Raw genomic sequence first — 20,905 nt, forward strand, 5'->3', positions numbered from 1 at the left:
AACGCTAGATCCAGCCTTTCCGGGCGGCCAACAACCCCGCCTGGAATCGCGACTGCGCACCCAGTTCGGCCATCAGTTCGGTGACCCGCCGACCGACCGTCCGCTCCGTCACGCCCAGCGCCCGCGCGATGGAGCGGTCCTTCATCCCGGACGCGAGCAGCGACAGGAGTTCGCCGTCGCGCACGGACAGGCCCGGCTTGTCGGCGGCCCGCTCCGGCACGTCGTCCGGCGCCGCGCCCGGCACGACCGGGGTGGCGCGCGACCACATGGCCTCGAAGCAGAACACCAGCACGTCGATCAGCGCCGACTCGCGCACCAGCAGCCGCACCGCCGGATCCGGGTTCTGGTAGGACGCGGGCATCAGCGCGGTGTGGCGGTCGACGATGACCATCTTCATCGACGCGTTCGGCAGCACCCTGGCCTGCTCGCCCGCCTCCACGCAGCGCCGCATGTTCGCCACGTGCAGCGGGGTGGACAGCGAGTCCGCCGAGTAGACGAACCGGTACTCGACACCGCCGGCCAGCTGGGTGATCTCGAAGTCGTTGGGGTTCCACTGCCCGCCCAGGTACGGCGGCGCGTCCACGGCCAGCACTTCCTTGCGGGCGTGCGCCTGCAACCGGGTCACCGACGCGATCACCGCGTCCTCGCCCTCCACCAGCTCCACCGCCGACCCGGTGCGCGGCGGCCCGGACCGCAGCCGCTGCGCCAGCTCCTCCACCCGCACCTGCATCCGGGCCAGGTCGCCGCGCCGCCGCTGGATCAGCGCGGCCAACGCCTCGTCCGGCGCGACCAGCAGGTACACCGCGGGCGCGAAACCGAGCTGGTGCACCAGGCCCGCACCGAGCAGCACGGCCAGCGCGGCGCGGACGTCGGCCTGCGACCCGCCCACGTGCTCGGCCAGCTGTGCCACGGTGGCGCGGCGCAGCTCCAGCAGGGCGAGGTAGACGTCGTTGTCCCGCTGACCCAGGCCGACCGGTTCCAGCAGGAACATCTGCACCTCGCAGGGCGAACGTCCGGCGACGGTAAGTCGATCTCCGAGTGTCGTCAAGGGGCCGATCGTCGCGAAACGGTGAACCCGGACATTGTCCTGAACCGGACACCCGGTCAATCCCAATTCGCCGGAAACCGTACGAAAGTCGCTTGTCGGGCCCGTCCGCACCGGCAAATACTCGCCAGGTCCGATCGGACACCGCTCATTCACCGCCCGGAACCACGGAACCACCGGAACCACACGGCCGTCGAGGGCCGGCCGATCCGGGCGCCCTGCACCGAGGAGCAGTGATGCGACACCGAACCCTGCCCGGACGGATCGCCGGCCTGGGACTGGCGGCCACCGCCGCCGTCGCCGCCGCGGTCGTCCTGCCGAGCGCGGCCACCGCCGCCGCTCAGGAAGGCCCGATCGTCGCGGAGAGCGCGCCGAACGCGGTCAAGGACAGCTACATCGTGGTGCTGAAGAACGACGGGCTCGCGCAGTCGGCGGTGAGCGGGGAGGTCGACAACCTGGTCGCCCGCTACGGCGGCAAGGTCGGCTTCACCTACCGCGCGGCCTTCAAGGGCTACTCCGTCACCATGTCGGCCAAGCAGGCCAAGCGCCTGGCCGCCGACCCGGCCGTGTCGTTCGTGGAGCAGGACCGCACGGTCGGGCTGCTGACCGACCAGAACAACCCGCCGTCCTGGGGCCTGGACCGGATCGACCAGGACTCCCTGCCGCTGAACCAGAAGTACAGCTACTCCACCGGCGCGTCGAACGTCACCGCGTACGTCATCGACACCGGCATCAACTACAACCACAACGACTTCGGCGGGCGCGCCTCGTTCGGCTTCGACGCGTTCTCCGACGGCCAGAACGGCAAGGACTGCCAGGGCCACGGCACGCACGTGTCGGGCACCGTCGGCGGCGCCACGTACGGCGTGGCCAAGCAGGTCAAGCTGAAGGCCGTGCGGGTGCTCAACTGCGCGGGCAGCGGCTCGGTGTCCACCGAGGCGGCGGGCGTCGACTGGGTGACCAAGAACGCGGTGCTCCCGGCCGTGGCCAACATGAGCCTCTACACCGGCACGGCCAACGAGCCCAGCCGCGTGCTGGACAACGCGGTGAAGGCGTCCATCGCCAAGGGCATCTCCTACGTCGTGGCGGCGGGCAACTTCAACGACGACTCGTGCAAGTACTCGCCGCAGCGGGTGACCGAGACGATCAACGTCGCCGCGTCGGCCCGGACCGACGCGCGGGCGTCGTTCTCCAGCTACGGCACGTGCAGCGACCTGTTCGCACCGGGCCAGGACATCGTCTCCGCGTCCTACTCGAACAACTCCGGCTCGGCGTCGATGAGCGGCACGTCGATGGCCTCGCCGCACGTGGCGGGCGCGGTCGCGCTGTACCTGGCGGACAACCCCTCGAAGACCCCGGCCGAGGTGCACAGCGCGATCACCGCGGCGGCGACGCCCGGCAAGATCACCAACCCGGGCAGCGGCACCCCGAACCGCCTGCTGCGCGTCAACAAGGGCGGCACCGGCACGGTGACCGTGGCCAACCCCGGCAGCCAGACGACGACCGTCGGCGGCTCCGCCAACCTGCAGCTGACGGCGACCGGCGGCACGGCCCCGTACACCTGGTCGGCCACCGGCCTGCCCCCCGGCCTGTCCATCGGCTCGTCGACCGGCCTGATCACCGGCACGGCGACCACCGCGGGCACCTACACGGTGACCGCGACCGCCACCGCTTCGGCCGGCGGTTCCGGCAGCACCACGTTCACCTGGACGGTCGGCGCGGCGGACTGCTCGCCGCAGACCAACGGGACCGACGTGGCGATCCCGGACGTCGGCGCGGCGGTGACCAGCTCCGTCACGTTCTCCGGCTGCACCGGCAACGCGTCGGCGACCAGCAAGGTGGAGGTGCACATCAAGCACACCTACCGCGGTGACGTGGTGGTCGACCTGCTCGCGCCGGACGGCACGGCGTACCGGTTGAAGGACTCCAGCGGCAGCGACAGCGCGGACAACATCGACGCCACCTACACGGCGGACCTGTCGCCCGAGGTGCGCAACGGCACGTGGAAGCTCAGCGTGCGGGACGTCGTGGCGAACGACATCGGCACCATCGACAGCTGGGGCTTGACGCTCTAGCGGTGTCGCGAGCCGGCGCCTGACCCTCCGGTCGGCCGAGGACCGCCGTTCCCCTGCGGGCGGTCCTCGGCCGTGCTGTCGGCTCACGCTTCGGCGTTCACGCTGTGCGTTTCACGCTGTCGGGTTCACCGTGCCGGGGTGCTCCTCCTGCCACGGCACCAGTTCCAGGACGGCGGGCAGCGCGGCGGCCAGATCGGGCACCGACAGGCCCATGCCCTCGATCCGCCGGGCCACGTCGATCAGCTTCATCTCGTACCGCAACGCGATGCGGATGACGTCCCGCACGGACACCGGCCGTTCCAACTCCAGCGCCCGCAGGATGTGGAGGTCGTCGGAGTCGAACCCGTCGACGTGGTCGTCCCCGGCGAAGGCCACCGAGTAGCCCAATGCGACGAGCCTGGTCGTGGCCGCTGCGACCGTCTCGCCCGCCAGGTCCGCCGCAGCGGCCACCAACGCGACCGGCACTCGACTGCCGGGCGGAAGCTTCGCGACCGCGTGGCCCGCGACGGTCAACAGGCGGAAATCCAGCTGGGACAGCGGTTCCGTGAGGTGGGCGAGTCCAGGGGTCGGTACGCCCAATCGCCGCAACCGGCGCGAAACCTCCGACACCGGGCGGCCGACCTGTCGAGCGGTCTCCAGCAGGGAATGGACGAGCCGGTCGTCCTCGCTGTGGTTGCGTCCGGTTGCCAGGCCCATGTCCACCAGTCGGCGGTCCAGGTTGTCCAGTCGGTTCACGTCCTCGGTGCTCACCCGGACGTCGAACGCCCACTCGGTCAGGCGTTCGACGATGTCGGTCAGATCGCGCCCGGTCCGGTCCGCGATGAAGAACAGCGTCGCGGCCGAAACGGTGACCCGCCCGACGGACATGTCGGCTTCCAGCCAGTCGCGGGGGAGGAGTTCGAGGTCTGCTCCGTCCAACGCCGGGGGAACAACCTCCTCGTCGGGAACGGGCCGACCCAGCTCCCCGATCCGGCGTGCCGCTTCCCGCGGCGGCACTCCCCACAGCACGGCGGTCCGCACGATCTGGGACAGGGCGACGGTACCGCCGTCCTGGATCTCGTCCAGCCGCAGGAAGATCCTCCTCAGGGCCGGCACAACCTGCGGGAGCCAGTCGGGAACCGGTACTCCGGGCGGCGTCGGGAAGTTCAGGTCGTCGTACCGCCGGGCCACCTCGGCCGGGCTGAGTTCGAGCAGGTGCGCGGCGAACAGGATGCGTCCGAGGTCGACCGGTTCAGCCGGTGGGAGCCAAGGTGGTAGCCCGTCGAGCAGCGCGCCGGCGAGTGTCACGTCGTGATCGGACAGGCGCTTCGGCAGGTCGCTCGATCCGCTCACGTCGAACGCGTACCAGCGCAGGCGGTCGACGATCAGGTCCGGCTTGATGCCGGTGTGGAAGTGGGCGGAGATGACGTGCCCGGGCGGCACCGGGTGTCGCTGATCGATTCCCGGTGCCAAGCCGTCGAGATCCCTGCTCAAGATGATCGGGTCCGTCGCCTGCCGGGTCGTGTCGTCGCCTGCCGGGTCGGCTCCTGCTATCCGGTAGCCGAGTGTCCGGTAGCGGTGGGCGACCGCGCCGACGCTCTTTCCCGCCGACATCGCGACCCTCGCCAGGGTCCGCGGTGCGACTGCGCCTGGCAGCGAACCCTCGTCGAGGAAGTCCCCCTGGTCGAGGTCGAACAGCACGGAGTCGGAGGGCCTGGCCGGTGCTGGTGTCCGCGTCCCCGTGGCGAGCCCGTCCAGCACCCGGGTACCGCAGTGGGCGATGAGCCGCCACAGCAGGATGTGCTCCGGGAATCGCCGTCCGCTCATGGGTTCGTCCACCCCGCGCGCCCGCAGGGACAGCCGGTGGATGAGGACCGTGTCCGACGGGAAGCAGCCGATGCTCGCCATGTCCGTCAGACCGTCCGTCGTGGGCAACGGGATGTTCCAGTCCGCCATGACGGCGGCGATCGCGTCGGCGACCGAGGGAACCGTGCCCGCCAGGTTCAACAGCCACAACCGGGTGAGGAATGTCGGCATGGCTTCGAGGAGGACCGGAATCGCGTCGGTGAGCAGTCGCTCGACCCGGGGTGAGACGTCTTCGAGCACCGACGCGCGGTCCACGGTCAACTGCGGCGACCAGTTCCTGGTCAGGTTGACCACGGCGCCCATCGGCGCGAGCGAGTCGGCGGACGCGGGATCGGCTCCGCGCGGGATCGGCGGGGCGGCGTGGATGCCGTCCACCAGGAGCCCGCCGCCGCCGGCGCACCACACGACCTGACCGTTGTCGCCCGGCGTGCTGTGCACGAGACCGCCGGAGACGTCGATCCCGGGGCTCCGAGGACCTGGGCTGGAGCGCTGCCTCAACCCGAACGGCCGCCACGTGTGCGTGAAGTCCTCGTGCTCCGCCGTGGTCTCGAACTCGGCGATGCCGAGCAGGCGCCGCAGCACCTCCACGCACGACGGGGCGTTCTCACCGTCCCTCAGGTAGAGGGTGACCGTGGTCCCGGTGGGCCGGTCGTCGTGCTCCTCCTCGATCCGGAACAGGTGGCCGGGGCCGGCGATCATCACCTTCAACGTCGGTGCGTGCTCGTGGCCCCGGCGGCTCATGCGGCGGGTGACCACCTCGATCTCGTCGGCCAGCATGAAGTAGCTCAGCACCCCGATGCCGAAGCGGCTGTTCGGGTACAGGTGGACGTCCTTGGTCGCCCAGTCGGCCCGCTCCTCCAGGTACTCCGGCCGGTCCGTGAACTTGGCACCGGCCTGGGAGAAGACCTCGCGCAGTTCGGACTGCCCCATGCCGACGCCGTTGTCCGCGCACCTGAGGTAGTGCCGCCCGTCCTCCTCGCCCTGGGTGAACCGGATCCACCCGGCCCAGTCGATCTAGGTGTCCTCCAGCGCCGCCCGGTACCGGTGCCGCGCCTGCTTGTAGCGGCACGCGTCCAACGCGTTCTGGTACAGCTCGCGGATCGCCAGGGACCTGTCGCTGTAGAGCTGCTCGCCCATCAGCAGCTCGCGCACCCGCGTCTCGTCGATGCGGAACCTGGTCACCGGGACCACGAACGCCGGACGGGTGTGGTTGTCCGGGTGGGGCGCCGGGGTGACGAAGTCGGCCGACGCGCGCGGCGGGAGCCGGAGGAGGGGCTCCAGGTGGACGCGGTCGGTGGCCACGTCGCGGACGGAGCCGAGGACGGCGTCGGTCTGGCGGACGTGGGCGAGCAGCGCCTCCAGGACCGCTTCGTGGTGGCACTGCGCGTACAGGCCGATGCCGATGACCTCCAGCGGCTGCCACGTCATCCCGGTGAGCAGCGCGCGCAAGCGCCCCAGGTCGACCGGGTTCGGGATGCCGAGGTGTTCCACGATCGTGGACGGCAGCGCGGTCAGCTCGACGGCCAGCTTGTGCGCGGTCACCAGGAGCAGGCCGACCAGGAGTTCCCGGACGTCCTGGAGCGCCGGCGTGATGCTCGGGTGGCTCACCTTGTGCACCAGGTTGCGGCGTTCCTTGTTCCGCAGGCCGTCCGGGGACAGGTGGAAGAGCTTGACCAGGCGGTCCAGCGTGCCCGCCAGCACGGTCCGGAGCGGCTCCTCGGCGATCGGCAGGTCGTGCGGGGCGGTCGCGGTGGGGACGGGGTCCTGGCGCCGCATCACCCACTGGTGGAACAGCCACCAGCCGATCTCGTTCTTCGCGCCGGTGCGGCCGGGGACTCCGGTCAACTCCGTGCGGGCGACCAGTCGGCTCTGCTCCGAGCCGGCGAGGAACCGCTCGTAGTCCGACCTCAACGGCCCGGCCGAAGCCGAGGGCCGCAACTCGATCGGGCGCACCCCGATCAACGCCGCGGCTGATTCGGCCACCCGGACCTGGTGCAGCAAGGGCGCCAGCACGATCAGCGACGCCTCCACCCCGCCGAAGCGGATGGCAGGCGACGCCAGTCGGCCGGTCAGCAAGTCGCCCATCCGGTCGGTCATCCGCTGGGCCAGCGTCTCGTCCAGCCAGTCGTCCCCGGCCAGCACGGTCGCGGCGCGGCGCCGGCGGTCGAACAGGTGGGCGGCGGCCTTGACCACCCGCGGGCGGAAGAACTCGCGGTCGGTGGTCGACTCCCAGACCGGGTGCGTGCCGGCCAGGTCCCGCCACGGGTTGCCGGCTGGTCCCGGCTCGGAGTGGTTCGACCGCGCCCGGGTCAAGCTGCCCAGGCGTCCTTTCCAGTAGTCGAACTCGGCGTTGGCCGGTGGTTCCAGGCCTTTCGCGCGGGCGTTGGCGAGGCAGGCCTTGAGGATCGCCGCGACGTTGTCGATGTCCGGCACGGTGGTGATGTCGCCGTTGAGGATGGTCGACACCTGGCTCTTCTTGGGCCCGCCGTACTTCTCGACGCTGGTGAGCACCGGTGGCCCGCAAGCCTCCCACATCGCCTTCAGCTCCGCGCAGAAGCGCTCGAGGTCGGCGTGCGTCGGGTCCATCCGGTGTTCCCCTCCTGCTCGACACGTCCGGAGCGGACGCCACCGGACGGCGCTGACCAGCGTCGACGTCCCGGCGCGCGGCGGTGTTCTCCGGTCGTTCCGCAATCGCGGACGGTGGCGGGACGTGCTGGGCAGCGTTGTCCCCGTCCTGATCGGCACGACACGAGGAGAACGCACCATGACCCAGTGGCTCACCGTCGCCACGGCGATGTTCGAAGCGGTGGCCGCCGCCTGCGCGCTGGCCTGCGCCATCGCCCACAACCGGAAACGACGGGATGACGAGTGATCAAGTCCCGGGCAGACTAGTCGCGGCAGCGGTCGCTGTCTCCGCAATCCGTGTGGCGGCCTTCGGGTCTCACCGCTATAGACCGTCCACAGGAAGTTCGGTGCGCAGTGCCTCGGTGGCGAGGGTGACCGCGAACGACGGCCGGAATTTCGTCGCGTCCCGCTCCGCCCCCTCGAACAGCTCCGACATCGTCGCGGCCAAGGGCAACCCGGTGCGGTCCGTGCTGGACTTCCTCGGCACGCCGCTCGTCGCGCTGCTGGCGACGCTGATCTCGGTGGTCGGCTTGGTGCTGGTGCTGGTGGCCGGCCCGGTGGTGTGACCCCGTGGCCGGAGCCGGGCCGTCGGCAACGACCGGTGCCGGTGAAGACGGGACGCGGGCATGAGAGCTCATGCCCGCCCCCGAAGCATTCGAAGCATCCGTACGACCGCGGCGAGAACGAGACACCCCAGGAGCCGCGGCGACCCACTCGACTAGCGCGCGTACTCCGGCAGCCGTGCGGCCACCTCGGCCGGTGACGGCATGGCCGCGACCTCCGCCGCGATCGCCTTGGCGGCGTCCCGGACCACCGTGTCGGCCAGCAGGTGGCGAGCCCGGTCGGCCACCGCTTCCGCGGTCACCTGGTCACCCAGCAGCCGGTCGCCCAGCCCGTGCGCGACCACGGCGTCCGCGTTGCTGAACTGGTCCGCGCCCTGCGGCAGGACCAGCTGCGGCACGCCCGCGCCGAACGTGCCCAACGTCGTGCCGCTGCCGCCGTGGTGCACGACGAGGTCAGTGTGCGGCAACAGGTCCGCCTGCGGCACCCACGGCAGCGCGACGACGTGCTCGGGGACCTCGCCCAGCGCGTCCAGCTCGACCGTCGGTCCGGCCGCGACCAGCAACCGCGTGCCCTCCAGCGTGGCCAGGCCGTCGATCGCGGCGCGCAGCACGCCCGGGTCGCCGAACGCCGTGCCCAGCGTCAGGTACACCAGCGGCTGCTCGTGCTCGGCCACCCACGCCGGCAGCCCGCCCGGCTCGGCGAACGGCACCGGCCGCAGCGGGATGGTGTCGTTCGCCGCCAGGAACCGCTTGTCCTGCACCGAAGGCGGGCACACGTCCAGGTACCGGTTGCCGAGCAGCATCGGGTCTTCCTCGGGCACCTCGACGCCGAGTTCGCCGGCGAACTCCAGGACGTGCGGTCCGATCGGCGGCATGTCGTCGGTGTCCCACATCCGGCCGAAGCCGTGGCACAGCCCGGGAACCCCCGCGACGCGGGCGGCGAGGCCGGCGCCGGGGTTGCCGACCTCGTGCACCACCAGGTCCGGCCGCCACTCGGCCAGGAACGGCGTCAGGTCGGCGTGGTTGCGGCGCGGCATCACCGAGCCGAACGTCTTCGCGATCAGTCCGGGCAGTTCGTCCTCGGGCACGTCCGGGTCGTGCGAGCCGTGCGCTTCGGTGAACGCCGACCGCATGTCCAGCCCCGCCGCGAAGTGCCGGAGGCCGAGCCGCTCGATCGTGGCGGCGAAGTCCGCACTGGTGGCGAAGGTGACGTCGTGGCCCTGCTCGCGCGCGGCGATGGCGAGGGGCAGTAGCGGGTAGGTGTGTCCGTGCGAGCCGAGGCTCGAAAACAGGATTCTCACCACGTCGAGCATAGCAACTTTTTCGCCGGCGGGTGAATTCCGACATATCGCCGGGGTGAGCGGCCGGTGACGCCGGGTGGTCCACCAGCGCCCGACCCCGGACGCGGTGTTCGCCGCCGGATGCCGCTATCTCCGGCGGACGGGTCAGTCCGGTCCGGTCGAGGCCTCGGACCGCGGGGGCCTCGGGAACGCCGCGAACTCGCCGCGCACCGCCACCGTCGCCTCGATGCTCGCCGCCAGGAACCGCGCGATGGTGGCCTTCTCGGCGTCGCTGAACCCGGCCCACGCCTTCCCGAACGCCCCGTCCAGCGGCGCGAAGAACCGCCGGCCCAGCTCCAGCGCCCGGTCCGGCACCCGCAGCTCGACCCGCCGCCGGTCCCGGGTGCTGCGGGTGCGCTGGACGTGGCCGGCCGACTCCAACCGGTCCAGCACGGACGTCGTCGCCGACGCGCTGAGGTGCATCGCCTCGGCCAGCGTGCCCGGCGACAGCGGCTCACCGCGCCACTTCGCGTCCATGATCAGGGCCAGTGCGTTGAGATCGGTCCGGTGCATGCCCTGCACCTCGCCGAAGATGCCGACGAAGTGGTCGGACTCCACGATGAGCTGCCGCAGCAGCCGCACCAGCGCCGCGTTGTCGACCATCCACCCTCCGGTTACTATTTCGACGATCGAACTATCAGATCATCGAAGCACCTGCTGTCCCGGAGGTCATTCTCCCGTGCGCGCCCGCTGGATCCTGCCCGCCCTGATCACCGTCGCCTGGCTCGCCCTCGGCGGGTTCGCCGGGCCGTACACCGGCAAGCTCAGCCAGGTGGCGGTCAACGACAGCACCGCCTTCCTGCCGGCGTCCGCCGAGGCGACCGAGGTGGCCGAACAGCTCAAGGCGTTCGGCGACCAGCGCAGCCTCCCGGCCATTGTGGTGGCCGAACGCGCTTCCGGCATGACGGAGGCCGACCGCGCCTACCTGGCGGGCATCGCCTACCCCGGCAAGGCCTCCCCGGTGCTGCCGTCCGAGCAGGACGACCAGGCCGCGCAGGTGATCGTGGCGATCGACGCCGCCGAACCCGCCGACGCCGTGGCGGACCTGCGTGCCGCGCTCGCCCACCCGCCGGACGGGCTCACCGTGCTGGTCGCGGGCCCCGCCGCGCAGATCGCGGACCTCAAGGAGGCGTTCGGCGGCATCGACGGGCTGCTCCTGCTGGTCGCGGGCGCGGTGGTGGCGTTGATCCTGATCATGGTCTACCGCAGCCCGCTGCTGCCGTTCATCGTGCTGCTCTCCGGCGGCTTCGCGCTCGGCACCGCCAGCCTCGCCGTGTACCTGCTGGCCGACAACGACGTGCTCGACCTCAACGGCCAGAGCCAGGGCATCCTGTCCATCCTGGTGTTCGGCGCGGCGACCGACTACGCGTTGCTGCTGGTGTCCCGGTTCCGCGAGGAACTGCGCGACACCGACGACCGCTACCAGGCCATGCGCACGGCCTGGCGGGCCACCATCGAGCCCATCGCCGCGTCCGCCGGCACCGTCGTGCTCGGCGTGCTGTGCCTGCTGTTCAGCGACCTCAACTCGAACAAGGGCCTCGGTCCGGTGGCCGCCATCGGCATCGGCGCGGCACTGCTCGCGTCCATCACGTTCCTGCCCGCCGTGCTGGTGCTGTTCGGGCGCACGGCGTTCTGGCCCAAGCGCCCGACGCTCGGCTCGCCGCACCCGGAGTCCGGCGGCCTGTGGGCGCGGGTGGCCGGGCTGATCTCCGCCCGGCCCCGGCTGACCTGGGTGCTCACCACGCTGGTGCTGCTGGTCGGGGTGGCGTTCGTGCCGCAGCTCAAGGCCTCCGGCACCGCGCAGTCCGACGTGTTCCTCAACGACGTGGACTCGGTCGCGGGCCAAGAGTTGCTGTCCCGGCACTTCCCGGGCGGCAGCGGTGCGCCCACCGTCGTGCTGGCCCGTGCCGCGCGGGCCCCGGCGGTCGCGCGGGCGGCCGACGTCGACGGGGTGTCCACAGTGGAGCCCAGGGGCGAGGCGAACGGGCTGGCGCGGCTCGACGTGGTGCTCGACGACCCGGCCGACTCCGAGGCCGGCATCGCCACCGTGCAGAGGCTGCGCGACGCGGTGCGGGCCGTGCCCGACGCGGACGCCAAGGTCGGCGGGCCCACCGCCACCCAGCTGGACACGCAGCGGACCTCGAAACGGGACCGGCTGGTCATCATCCCGATCGTGCTGCTGGTGATCTTCCTGGTGCTGGCCGCGCTGCTGCGATCACTGCTCGCGCCGCTGCTGCTGATCGCCACCGTCGTGCTGTCCTTCGGCGCCACCATGGGCGTGTCCGCCCTGGTGTTCAACGGGATCTTCGGCTTCCCCGGCGCGGACCCGGTGGTGCCGCTGTTCGGGTTCGTGTTCCTGGTGGCGCTGGGCATCGACTACAACATCTTCCTGATGACCCGCGTGCGCGAGGAATCGCGGGCGCTGGGGGCGCGGGAGGGCGTGCTGCGCGGCCTGACCATCACCGGCGGCGTGATCACCTCGGCCGGGGTGGTGCTCGCGGCCACGTTCTCCGCGCTGGCCGTGCTGCCGATCCTGTTCCTGGCCCAGATCGCGTTCATCGTGGCGTTCGGCGTCCTGCTGGACACCCTGATCGTGCGATCACTGCTGGTGCCGGCGCTGGCGGTGGACATCGGGCGGTGGATCTGGTGGCCGTCGCGGCTGTCCCGGGCGGATGACTGACCACGGCACAGATCACGGCGCCGACCACATCACCGGCCAAAGCGCCGATCACGGCGCCCAAGGTCACCGTTTCGAGTGGACTTGATCCGGTAGCCGAGGGTGACAAGGGGTGACTCGGCGTGCCGTTGTGCCCGAACGTTCCTATGGTCCGCTCGTGGCCGGTCCCAGACCGGCCGCGGGTACCACCGGGTGGTCGGGCACCAGCTCTGTCCGCCGGCTTCCCGGGCCACAGGTCACCGCACGAAAGGCCAGGCCGTCGGACAGGGGCAGTCGGACCGCGGTGCGGGCCGGTGCGGGTGCGGCGGCCGAGTCGGACCATGGGCTATCACGTAGGCACCCCCGACAGCGGCACCACCTCCGACCGCGGCACCACCCGCGACAGCGGCATCGTCCAGTTCGGCCGGGCGGCGTTCCTCGCCGTCGCCACCGCCTGCCTGCTCGGCCTCGCCGGCGGCGTCGCGTCCGCCCAACCGGGTCTGGACTGGGACGCGGTCGCCCGGTGCGAGTCCGGCGGCAACTGGTCGATCGCCACCGGCAACGGCTACTACGGCGGCCTCCAGTTCCTCCCCGGCACCTGGGCGGCCAACGGCGGCACCGGGATGCCGCACGAGGCCAGTCGTGAAGAGCAGATCCGCGTCGCGGAGAACGTGCTCCGCACCCAGGGCGCGGGAGCGTGGCCGAACTGCGCGGGCGGTCGTCCCGCCCGGTCGGCCCCGTCGCAGACCAGCGGTACCCGTGCCTCGACCGGCACGGTCCACACCGAACCCGAGGTCCACGTGGCGCCCGCGGCTCCCGCGGAACCGGTGTTGCCCGCCTCGACGGACAACCCGGAGGGCGACTACACGATCAAGGACGGGGACACCCTGGGCTCCATCGCGGCGGAGCAGAACGTCGAAGGTGGTTGGCAGGCCCTCGTCACGCTGAACCCCGAGCACCTGACCAACCCCGATCTCATCCTCGTCGGGAACCGCATCCGCACCGCCCCCGACCGTCCTCTCAAGATGGCCCGCATCCGATAGCCACCGCCGCAACCGATTGATCCACGTGACCGCCGTGTGGTCCGGGCATGCCCCTGCCCGCACCGCACGGCGTTCTCGTGTTCGCACCCGGATGGAGGACCTGCGGGCTCCGGGGCGATCGCCCGCCCGGAACCGCATCCCCGTCGTTCATCTACCAAGGACCGTAAGCGATACCCGCGTGATCGTTCCGCTACACCACTCGATCGAGTGGATCACTTCCCCGTGGTGGAGAGGGCACACTGTCCACAACGGACCGGAAGTGGGAGGCGTCGCGCGTGTCGGTTCGGATGAGCGAATCGGTCATCACGTTCATCCTGTTCGCACTCGTGGTGCCGCTGGTGGTGCTGCCCTGGGTGCACCGCCAGTACCGGCTGTTCGGGCGACTGCGCGGCTGGTCGGCCTTCGTGGCGGCGGGCGGCATCCTCTACGGGTGCGGCCTGGTCGCCTTCACCCTCTTCCCGCTGCCGGTGGTGACACCGGACTTCTGCCCCGACCGCCGCCTGGTGGACGACTGGCAACTCACCCCGTTCGCGTCCCTGGACGACATCCTGCGCGACGGCAGCCCGGCGCTCTGGCAGGTGCTGCTCAACGTGGTCCTGTTCGTCCCCCTGGGCTACCTGCTGCGCTACCGCTTCCACCGGGGCCTGCCCACCAGCACCGCCATCGGCCTGGCGACCTCGCTCTGCATCGAGATCACCCAGGGCACCGCGGTCTTCGGCCTCTACCCGTGCCCCTACCGCCTGGCGGACGTGGACGACCTGATGACCAACACCGCGGGCGCCGTCCTCGGTTGGCTCGCGGCCCGCCTCACCGGCCGCCGGCTCCCACCGTCCACAGCGGACCCGACCGACGACACCGCACCGCCCGGACTGCCTCGCCGAGGCCTGGCCTTCGCCGGTGACCTGCTGGTCATCAGCCTGACCCAGTTCACCTGTCAGGTGGCCTTGATCCTGGCCGGCGGTCGACTGCGGGACCTGGCCACCACCGACTGGTTCAGCCCGACTTCGGGCGCGGCAGTACTCGTCACCTGCGCGCTCGTGGTCCCCCTGCTACGCGCCGACCGGGCCACCCCGGGCCAAGTCGTCTTCCACCTGGCCGTACTCGACCCCGCCGACAACCCCGCACCGCGACACGCGATCGTGCTCCGGTTCGCCGCCTGGTGGCTGCCGGTCCTGCTGCTGACCACCACCGGCCACACCGGACCGGTGTTCGTCCTGGCGGCTCTCGTCGCCCTGCTCGCCCGCCTGCGGGCCGACCGCCGCACCCTGCTCGGCTTGGTGTCCCGCACCCACACCACCACCCGCGCCACCTACCTGGCCCGCATCACGGCGGACCGGTAGGGCGGTCGACCCGTGCGGCGCCGGCGGGTCACACCGCAACGGTGAGGGTGGCGGTGTAGCCGGAGATCACGTCGCCGGTCACGTCGGCGAGTTGTTCGTCGTGACCGTCGCGGAACACGTTGTCGGTCTCCAGGGACGTCTGCGCGAGGTGGCGAACGCTCTGCACGTACCCGGCGGTGCCGTAGACGGTCTTGCAGATGTTCTCCGGCAGGGCCAGCTGAGAGGTGGTGATCCTGCTCCCCGCCTTGGTCGCCTCCGTCAGGCTCGGGTAGACCTCGAAGTGGATGTGCGGCCAACGGCCGGAGTACGCGGCCGGGAAGATGCTCTTGAAGGTCACCATGCCGCGCGCGTTGGTCACCTGCACACCTCGCAGGTAGTTCTCGTCCGTGATGCCCTGCGAGTACATCGAGTACTTCCCGTCGATGTCGCAGTGCCACAGGTACACCGCCGCCCTCACGTAGGGCGTGCACCCGGCCCCGGTGTTCTGCACGGTGAGCGTGATGGTCAGCGGCACGCCCTCGGCGGTCCGGGAACCGGTGCCGAAGCTGGTCCGGATGTCGCTGCGCAGGATGCCGCTCTGCGTCAGGGCGTTCGGCCCGTTGGAACCGTCGCCGGGGTACGGGCCGGCCGTCTCCTCGGGGATCGCGTCCCCGCACTCGGCGGCCGTCGCGACGCTCGACGACGAGGCCGAGGGCGAGGTCGGCGCGCCGAACGAGGACGAGGTGGACGGTCCGCTCCCGCAGGCGGACAGCACGGCCAGGCCCGCCCCACCCAGCAGGGTGAGCGCCCGCCTGCGGTCGAGCGTGGCGAGGTCGAAGGCGAGTCCGCGGTCATGGATGGGCGTCATGCGTTCTACCTTGACCCGAATCCCCGTGCGCCGCCTGCGGAGTTCCCGTGCGGCGGTGCCCCCGACCGCATTCCGGTCGGGGGCACCGGTCCGTCCGGGCCGGCTCGTGCGCCGGCTCAGCGGCAGGACTCCCGGGGGAACCGGGCACCGGCGAGGAACCTCAGCACGTCGCGGTTGAAGTCCGACGGCCGTTCCCAGCTCGCCGAGTGCCCGACCGTGCGGTAGACCAGCGTGGCGGCGTCCGGCAGGTGGGCGGCGATCATCCGCAGGATCGGCGGCGGCAGGTAGAGGTCGGCGTCGCCGGTGATGATCAGCGTCCGCACGGACAGGGTCTCCAGGCGGGGCCAGTCGATCGGCGAGGACAGTTCCTGGCTCGTCACCGAGTGCCCGCCCAGCGACAGGTCGGACATCGCCTGCCACCGCCGGGCGCCTTCCTCGTTCGCCGCGCGGTAGTACGGGCTCAGCTCCAGGAAGTCGTGCGGCATGTCGTTGAAGCCGGGTGGCCGCAGCAACTTGGTGACCCGCAGGTACTCCGGGTCGGAGATGCCCATGAAGCTGCTCAGGATGACCAGGTTGAGCAGCCGTTCGGGGTGCAGCAGCGCGTAGTCCGTCGCGTAGTAGCCGCCCAGCGCCGCACCGAGCAGGTGGAACCGCCGCAGCCCGAGGTGCTCGACCAGGGCGTGCAGGTCGGCGGCGCCCACGCCCGGGTTGTCGGCCTCCGGCGGCGTGGAGTTGTAGTGGCCGCGTCGCGAGTACGCGATCACCCGGTAGCCGGCGCGGGCGAACACCGGTTGCTGGTACGGCCACGACAGGGCGCTGCCGCTGCCGGGGTGCACGAGCACGATCGCGGGGCCGTTGCCGCCGGTATCCCAGAACCACAGCCGTGCGCCGGGCACGTCCAGGAAACCTTCCCTGGCGGGCACCTGGGCCGGGATGGGCTCGGGCACGTACGGCTCGCACCGGTTCCGGCCGGACTCCGGAGCGGCTGCCGAACCGGTCGACGCCACCGCCGTCCCGGAGGCGGCGAGGGCCGCCGCCGCGGCGGCCGTGGAGGCGAGGACGGTGCGTCTGGCTATCCTTCCCCGGCTCATGTCGCCGGGGTTCGCTGAATCGGTCATGTGGGTTCCTGCGGTTTCTGCTCGGCGGGGGTCGTCGATCGGGATGCCGGTGCGGTGGGGAGCACCGGCGGGTGCCGCCGCGGGTGGTGGCGGCGCGCCGTCGCCGGCCGGGTCGGCGGCTCGGCGCGATCGTCCTAGTCGGTGCGGTAGACCTGCTCGAAGTGGCCGTTGCCGAAGGTGCGGCCGGGGAAGTCCTGCTCGGGCCAGCCGGCGGTCCGCACGTTGTGCGCGTTCTCCACGTTGGCGAAGAACGGGATGATCCACCCGCCGCGCTCGTACTGGATCTCGTACATCTTCCGCGTCAGCACGGCGCGCCTGGTCCCGTCGGTGCTGGCCTGCGCCTGCTCGTAGAGCCCGCGCAGCTCAGCGAGGTCGGCGCCGCCCGGGTGGGTCAGGGTCGTGGTGTCGCTGAGGTCGGTGAGCGCCATCAGGGTCAGGAAGTCGCCCTGCGGCGGCCACTTGTCCACCGAGAACGGCCAGTGGTGGAAGTTCGGGCCGAACAGGGTGGCGGTGTCCACCTGGCGCACCTTGACCTTCATCCCGATCTCCGCGGCGTTGTCGGCCAGCACGGTGCACATCGACACCGCCTCGGTGGACACCGGACCGGTGACCAGCTCGACCTCGACGCCGTCCTGCCCGGCCTCCCTGAGCAGCGCCCGCGCCCGGTCGAGGTCGCGCTCGCGCACCAGCGACGCCGGGTAGCCGGTGGCGAACGGCTCGGGCAGGTCGTTGGCGACCACGCCGTGGCCGGACAGGCACGCGGTCAGCGCCTGCTCGCGGTCGATCGCCAGGCGCAGCGCCTGCCGCACGCGGACGTCGTCGAACGGCGGCTGCCGCATGTTCATGTAGATCCCGGTCCACGCCCCGGTCCGCGACTCCAGCAGCTTGAGCTCGCGGTGCCGCTCGATGGTCGGGATCTGCGCGTACTGGAGCAGGTTGATCGCGTCCACCTGTCCGGTGACCAGGGCGTTGATCCGCGCCGAGTCGTCGTTGACCACGTTCACCACCAGCTCGTCCAGGTACGGCTTCGGGCCGAGGCCGGGCGGCGCGGGTGTGGCGCTGGGCTGGGAGGGGCCGTCGGCGTTCCAGTAGTCGGCGAACCGCTCGCACACCCACTGGCGGTTGGGGGTGAAGCTCTTGTACTTGAACGGTCCGGTGCCCACCGGGTTCCTCGGGTCGAACCCGACCGGCACGATCTTGAACGGGCTGGCCAGCGCGGTGTGGAAGGTGGCGCTGGGGCGCAGCAGCTTCATCCGCAGCGTGCGCCGGTCCAGCTTGGTGAACCCGTCGAGGTCGACGAACGCCTTGAACTTCCCCACGGTCACCGCGCCGGGCAGGGAGAACGTGCGCTGGAAGGTGAACAGCACGTCGTCGGCGTCCAGGGTCTTGCCGTTGTGGAACAGGATGTCCGGCTTGAGCCGGATCGTCCACTCGTCGCCGGTGCCGTTGGACTCGATCGACTCGGCCATCTGGAGGTGGTACTCCATGTCGTTGCCGAAGTCGGCGAGCTGGTCGTAGATCACGCGGGCCATGTAGCTCACCGGGATGCTGTTGAGCAGCATCGGGTCCAGGGTGTCCGAGCCCTTCGCGCCACCGGTCGCCACGGTGAGCGTGCCGCCGCGCCGCGGTGTCCCGCCGGTCCGCGCGCCGCTGCCGCTGCCGCAGGCGGCCAACGCCTGCCCGGCGACGGTCAACCCGACAGCGGCGGCGGCGGTGTTCAGGAACCCTCGCCGGCTCAGTTCGCCGGCTGGTCGCGTGGTCATGTGCGGTCCTCCCGTGACGTCGGTGCGGACGGAACACCGGGTGGCGCGGCGCCGAACTCGGGCGTGGCCGCGATGAGGGCCCGGGTGAAGGGGTCGCCGGGGTGGTCGAGCACGTCGTCGACCGGGCCACCCTCGACCAGCCGGCCGGCGCGCATCGCGATCACCCGGTCGGCGACCGTGCGGACCAGCGCGAGGTTGTGCGTCACGAACAGCAGCGCCAAGCCCTCCTCGTCCTGGAGCCGGCGCAGCAGCCGCACGATCGAGGCCTGCACGGACACGTCCAGCGCCGAGGTGACCTCGTCGCAGATCAGCACCTCGGGCCGGCACACCAGCGCCCGCGCGATCGCGACCCGCTGCCGCTCGCCGCCGGAGAGCTGGTCGGGGTACCGCGCGGCCACCGTGGGGGAGAGCGAAACCCGTTCGAGGACTTCGGACACCGCCGCCCGGGTCCGCCCCGCCCGGCCCTTCCCGGCGGGCACCGGGGACAGCACCGCCAGCGGCTCCCGCAGGATCTCGCCGATCGAGCGCCGGGGGTTGAGCGAGTTGTAGGGGCTCTGGAAGACGTACTGCACCGCGCGGCGCAGCTCCGGCGGCCGGTCCCGGGCGCGGGTGGCCATCTCCCCGCCCCGGAACGTGATCCCGCCGCTGTGCCGGTGGTGCAGGCCGATGATGCTGCGGGCCAGCGTGGTCTTGCCGCAGCCGGACTCGCCCACCAGCGCGAGGCATTCCCGCGCGGCGAGGGCCAGCGACACGTCGTGCAGCACCTGCCGCCGGCCGTGGAAGGCGTCGAGGTCCGCCACCCGCAGCACCACGTCGTTCTGTCGCACGGCACGGGGTTCGACCGCCCTCGGCGCGGTTCTGGCCGGTCCGAGCCGGGTGGCGCGCAGGCAGCGCACGACGTGGCCGGGGGAGACCTGGACCGGATCCGGCGTGGTGGTGGCGCACTCGGCGACGGCGTCCGGGCAGCGCGGGTGGAACGCGCAGCCGGACGGCCGGCTGCCGGGCAGCGGGGTGTCGCCGGGGATCGCGGTCAGCTCCCGGCGCTGCGACACCAACGGCACCGCGGCCAGCAACGCGCGGGTGTAGGGGTGGGTCGCCGCGTCGAAGATCTGCGCGCTCGTGCCGGCCTCCACGATCCGACCGGCGTACATGACCAGGATGCGGTGTGCGAGGTTCGACACGACCGCCATGTCGTGGGTGACGTACAGCGCGGCGACGCGGTGTGTCGCGCACAGGTCCCGGACGGTGCTCAGCACGCGCGCCTGGGTGGTGACGTCCAGTCCGGTGGTCGGCTCGTCCAGCACGATCACCCGTGGCCGCAGCACGAACGCCATCGCCAGCGTGACCCGCTGCTGCTGCCCGCCGGAGAGCTGGTGCGGGAAACGGGCCAGGAACGCGTCGTCCTCCTCCTGGTCGCCGCTGCCCAGCCCGACCTCGCGCAGCGTGGTCCGGATCCGCTCGTCCCGCGCGGCGTCGGGCAGTTCCGGCCGGTGGAACTCGAACAGCTCGTCCAGCTGGCGGCGCAACCGCAACGCCGGGTTCAGCGCCATCGACGGGTCCTGCGGCACGTAGGCGACCGTGCTGCCGCGCAGCTTCGCGAGCCGGTCCGGCCGCAGGCCGACGACCTCCTGCCCGTCCACGACCACGCTGCCGCCGACGATGGCCGCGCCGCGCCGGGCGTCGCCGAGCAGCGTCACGCCGACGGTGGTCTTGCCGGAGCCGGACTCGCCGACCAGGCCGAGCACCTCGCCCGCGTCGATCGTGAAGTCCACGCAGTCGACCACGTCCACGCCGCGCCCGCTCAAGTCCACCCGCAGGCCCTTGACCGCCACCGCGGTCATGTCGTCACCTCCAGGGGCGAAACCCTGGCGACCGTCCGGGCGAAGCCCTCGGTCATCAGGTTGGTGCCGAACGTGAACACCGCGACGCACAGCACCGGCACCACGACCCCCCACGGTTGCAACGCCAGACCCTGGTAGTTCTCCTTGATCATCAGACCCCAGTCCGCCGCCGGCGGCTGGAGGCCGACACCGAGGAAGCTCATCGCGGACACGATGCCGATGGACCAGGTGAGCCGAAGGCCGAAGTCCACCATCAGCGGGGTCATCACGTTGGGCAGGATCTCCCGGCGCACGATGCGCATCCGGGGCGTGCCGAGCGCTTCCGCCGACTCCACGAACTCCCGCCCCACGACTTCCTTCGCCGCCCCGTACGCCACCCGCGCCACTTGGGGCACCCACGCGATGGCGACGATCAGCGGCATCAGCGCCGACTCCGCCCGCGCCACCGAAACCAGCAGCAGGATCAGCACCAGCGGCGGGAACGCGCGCAGCACGTCCATGGTGCGCATCAGCAGCTCGTCGACCACGCCACCGCTGTAAGCGGCCGTCATGCCGATCGCAGCGCCGACCGCGACGCCGACCAGCGTGCCGACGAAGGAGATCCACACGATGCTCCGCCCACCGGCCAGCACCCGGGAGAGCACGTCCTCGCCGAGGTAGTCGGTGCCCAGCAAGGCGGTTGCCGACGGGGGTGAGAAAGGGGCGCCGATGATGTCGCTGTGCGCGTGCGGGGCGAGGAACGGGCCGATGACGACGACCAGCAGCACCAGCCCGGTCAGCACCAGCCCCACCCGCATCCGCGGC

Annotated in this window: 15 protein-coding genes; 5 read left to right on the plus strand and 10 right to left on the minus strand. The window is 71.6% G+C overall.

The features are described 5' to 3' along the window. Positions 1 to 4: 4 nt before the first annotated feature. Entirely contained in the window at positions 5 to 991 is a 987-nt protein-coding gene (locus tag FHS29_RS17470) for a helix-turn-helix transcriptional regulator (protein WP_184691727.1), read from the minus strand. 290 nt (positions 992 to 1,281) lie between these two features. Between FHS29_RS17470 and FHS29_RS17475 the strand changes: the two genes are divergently transcribed. Next, positions 1,282 to 3,120 carry a S8 family peptidase gene (locus tag FHS29_RS17475; RefSeq protein WP_184691728.1) on the plus strand — a complete coding sequence of 613 codons (1,839 nt, stop codon included), beginning with the start codon at positions 1,282 to 1,284 and terminating at the stop codon, positions 3,118 to 3,120. A 111-nt stretch (positions 3,121 to 3,231) separates the two neighbouring features. On the opposite strand, the gene FHS29_RS17480 is transcribed toward FHS29_RS17475, so the two are convergent. Beyond that, on the minus strand, positions 3,232 to 5,895 hold the full coding sequence (locus FHS29_RS17480; RefSeq protein ID WP_184691729.1) for a wHTH domain-containing protein: 2,664 nt from the start codon (positions 5,893 to 5,895) through the stop codon (positions 3,232 to 3,234). Positions 5,896 to 5,979: 84 nt separating this feature from the next. After that, positions 5,980 to 7,551, minus strand: coding sequence for an HD domain-containing protein (locus tag FHS29_RS17485; RefSeq protein WP_184691730.1), 1,572 nt, complete (start codon positions 7,549 to 7,551; stop codon positions 5,980 to 5,982). A 386-nt stretch (positions 7,552 to 7,937) separates the two neighbouring features. Between FHS29_RS17485 and FHS29_RS17490 the strand changes: the two genes are divergently transcribed. Next, the gene (locus FHS29_RS17490; RefSeq protein ID WP_184692401.1) at positions 7,938 to 8,156 is read left to right on the plus strand and encodes a hypothetical protein; all 219 of its coding nucleotides are present in this window, start codon (positions 7,938 to 7,940) and stop codon (positions 8,154 to 8,156) included. A 152-nt stretch (positions 8,157 to 8,308) separates the two neighbouring features. Here the strand turns inward: FHS29_RS17490 and FHS29_RS17495 are convergent, their stop codons facing one another. Further along, positions 8,309 to 9,454, minus strand: coding sequence for a glycosyltransferase (locus FHS29_RS17495; RefSeq protein WP_184691731.1), 1,146 nt, complete (start codon positions 9,452 to 9,454; stop codon positions 8,309 to 8,311). A 144-nt stretch (positions 9,455 to 9,598) separates the two neighbouring features. Continuing rightward, the gene (locus FHS29_RS17500) at positions 9,599 to 10,096 is read right to left on the minus strand and encodes a MarR family winged helix-turn-helix transcriptional regulator (RefSeq protein ID WP_184691732.1); all 498 of its coding nucleotides are present in this window, start codon (positions 10,094 to 10,096) and stop codon (positions 9,599 to 9,601) included. A 76-nt stretch (positions 10,097 to 10,172) separates the two neighbouring features. Between FHS29_RS17500 and FHS29_RS17505 the strand changes: the two genes are divergently transcribed. The 3 genes from FHS29_RS17505 to FHS29_RS17515 all read left to right on the plus strand — a co-directional run bounded on the left by FHS29_RS17505 (position 10,173) and on the right by FHS29_RS17515 (position 14,532). Next, positions 10,173 to 12,173 (plus strand): MMPL family transporter, encoded by a 2,001-nt coding sequence (locus FHS29_RS17505; RefSeq protein ID WP_312864964.1) that lies wholly within the window; start codon positions 10,173 to 10,175, stop codon positions 12,171 to 12,173. A 317-nt stretch (positions 12,174 to 12,490) separates the two neighbouring features. After that, positions 12,491 to 13,192, plus strand: a complete 702-nt coding sequence (locus FHS29_RS37710) for a LysM peptidoglycan-binding domain-containing protein (protein ID WP_184691734.1) — start codon at positions 12,491 to 12,493, stop codon at positions 13,190 to 13,192. 287 nt (positions 13,193 to 13,479) lie between these two features. After that, complete coding sequence (locus FHS29_RS17515; protein ID WP_184691735.1) at positions 13,480 to 14,532, plus strand: VanZ family protein; 1,053 nt, start codon at positions 13,480 to 13,482, stop codon at positions 14,530 to 14,532. A 28-nt stretch (positions 14,533 to 14,560) separates the two neighbouring features. On the opposite strand, the gene FHS29_RS17520 is transcribed toward FHS29_RS17515, so the two are convergent. The 5 genes from FHS29_RS17520 to FHS29_RS17540 form a co-directional block, all read right to left on the minus strand. Then, positions 14,561 to 15,379, minus strand: coding sequence for an intradiol ring-cleavage dioxygenase (locus FHS29_RS17520; protein ID WP_184691736.1), 819 nt, complete (start codon positions 15,377 to 15,379; stop codon positions 14,561 to 14,563). Between the two features lie 116 nt (positions 15,380 to 15,495). Further along, positions 15,496 to 16,497: an alpha/beta fold hydrolase gene (locus tag FHS29_RS17525; protein WP_221456196.1), complete on the minus strand. Its 1,002-nt coding sequence runs from the start codon at positions 16,495 to 16,497 to the stop codon at positions 15,496 to 15,498. 134 nt (positions 16,498 to 16,631) lie between these two features. Then, complete coding sequence (locus FHS29_RS17530; RefSeq protein ID WP_184691737.1) at positions 16,632 to 18,260, minus strand: ABC transporter substrate-binding protein; 1,629 nt, start codon at positions 18,258 to 18,260, stop codon at positions 16,632 to 16,634. Then, complete coding sequence (locus tag FHS29_RS17535) at positions 18,257 to 20,101, minus strand: dipeptide ABC transporter ATP-binding protein (RefSeq protein WP_184691738.1); 1,845 nt, start codon at positions 20,099 to 20,101, stop codon at positions 18,257 to 18,259. Before FHS29_RS17535 ends, FHS29_RS17530 begins: the two co-directional genes overlap by 4 nt. Then, positions 20,098 to 20,898: an ABC transporter permease gene (locus tag FHS29_RS17540; protein ID WP_246440426.1), complete on the minus strand. Its 801-nt coding sequence runs from the start codon at positions 20,896 to 20,898 to the stop codon at positions 20,098 to 20,100. The genes FHS29_RS17535 and FHS29_RS17540 overlap by 4 nt, the downstream gene beginning before the upstream one ends. Positions 20,899 to 20,905 lie beyond the last annotated feature (7 nt).

The sequence above is a fragment of the Saccharothrix tamanrassetensis genome, from assembly GCF_014203665.1.
GTDB classification, from domain to species: Bacteria; Actinomycetota; Actinomycetes; order Mycobacteriales; family Pseudonocardiaceae; genus Actinosynnema; species Actinosynnema tamanrassetense.

Bases quoted from the DNA above. Each gene is read 5' to 3' on its own strand.
- FHS29_RS17530 (WP_184691737.1), bottom strand. From the start codon at position 18,260: ATGACCACGCGACCAGCCGGCGAACTGAGCCGGCGAGGGTTCCTGAAC.
- FHS29_RS37710 (WP_184691734.1), top strand. From the start codon at position 12,491: ATGGGCTATCACGTAGGCACCCCCGACAGCGGCACCACCTCCGACCGC.
- FHS29_RS17540 (WP_246440426.1), bottom strand. From the start codon at position 20,898: ATGCGGGTGGGGCTGGTGCTGACCGGGCTGGTGCTGCTGGTCGTCGTC.
- FHS29_RS17475 (WP_184691728.1), top strand. From the start codon at position 1,282: ATGCGACACCGAACCCTGCCCGGACGGATCGCCGGCCTGGGACTGGCG.
- FHS29_RS17485 (WP_184691730.1), bottom strand. From the start codon at position 7,551: ATGGACCCGACGCACGCCGACCTCGAGCGCTTCTGCGCGGAGCTGAAG.
- FHS29_RS17525 (WP_221456196.1), bottom strand. From the start codon at position 16,497: ATGACCGATTCAGCGAACCCCGGCGACATGAGCCGGGGAAGGATAGCC.
- FHS29_RS17535 (WP_184691738.1), bottom strand. From the start codon at position 20,101: ATGACCGCGGTGGCGGTCAAGGGCCTGCGGGTGGACTTGAGCGGGCGC.
- FHS29_RS17500 (WP_184691732.1), bottom strand. From the start codon at position 10,096: ATGGTCGACAACGCGGCGCTGGTGCGGCTGCTGCGGCAGCTCATCGTG.
- FHS29_RS17520 (WP_184691736.1), bottom strand. From the start codon at position 15,379: ATGACGCCCATCCATGACCGCGGACTCGCCTTCGACCTCGCCACGCTC.
- FHS29_RS17470 (WP_184691727.1), bottom strand. From the start codon at position 991: ATGTTCCTGCTGGAACCGGTCGGCCTGGGTCAGCGGGACAACGACGTC.
- FHS29_RS17480 (WP_184691729.1), bottom strand. From the start codon at position 5,895: ATGGGGCAGTCCGAACTGCGCGAGGTCTTCTCCCAGGCCGGTGCCAAG.
- FHS29_RS17515 (WP_184691735.1), top strand. From the start codon at position 13,480: ATGAGCGAATCGGTCATCACGTTCATCCTGTTCGCACTCGTGGTGCCG.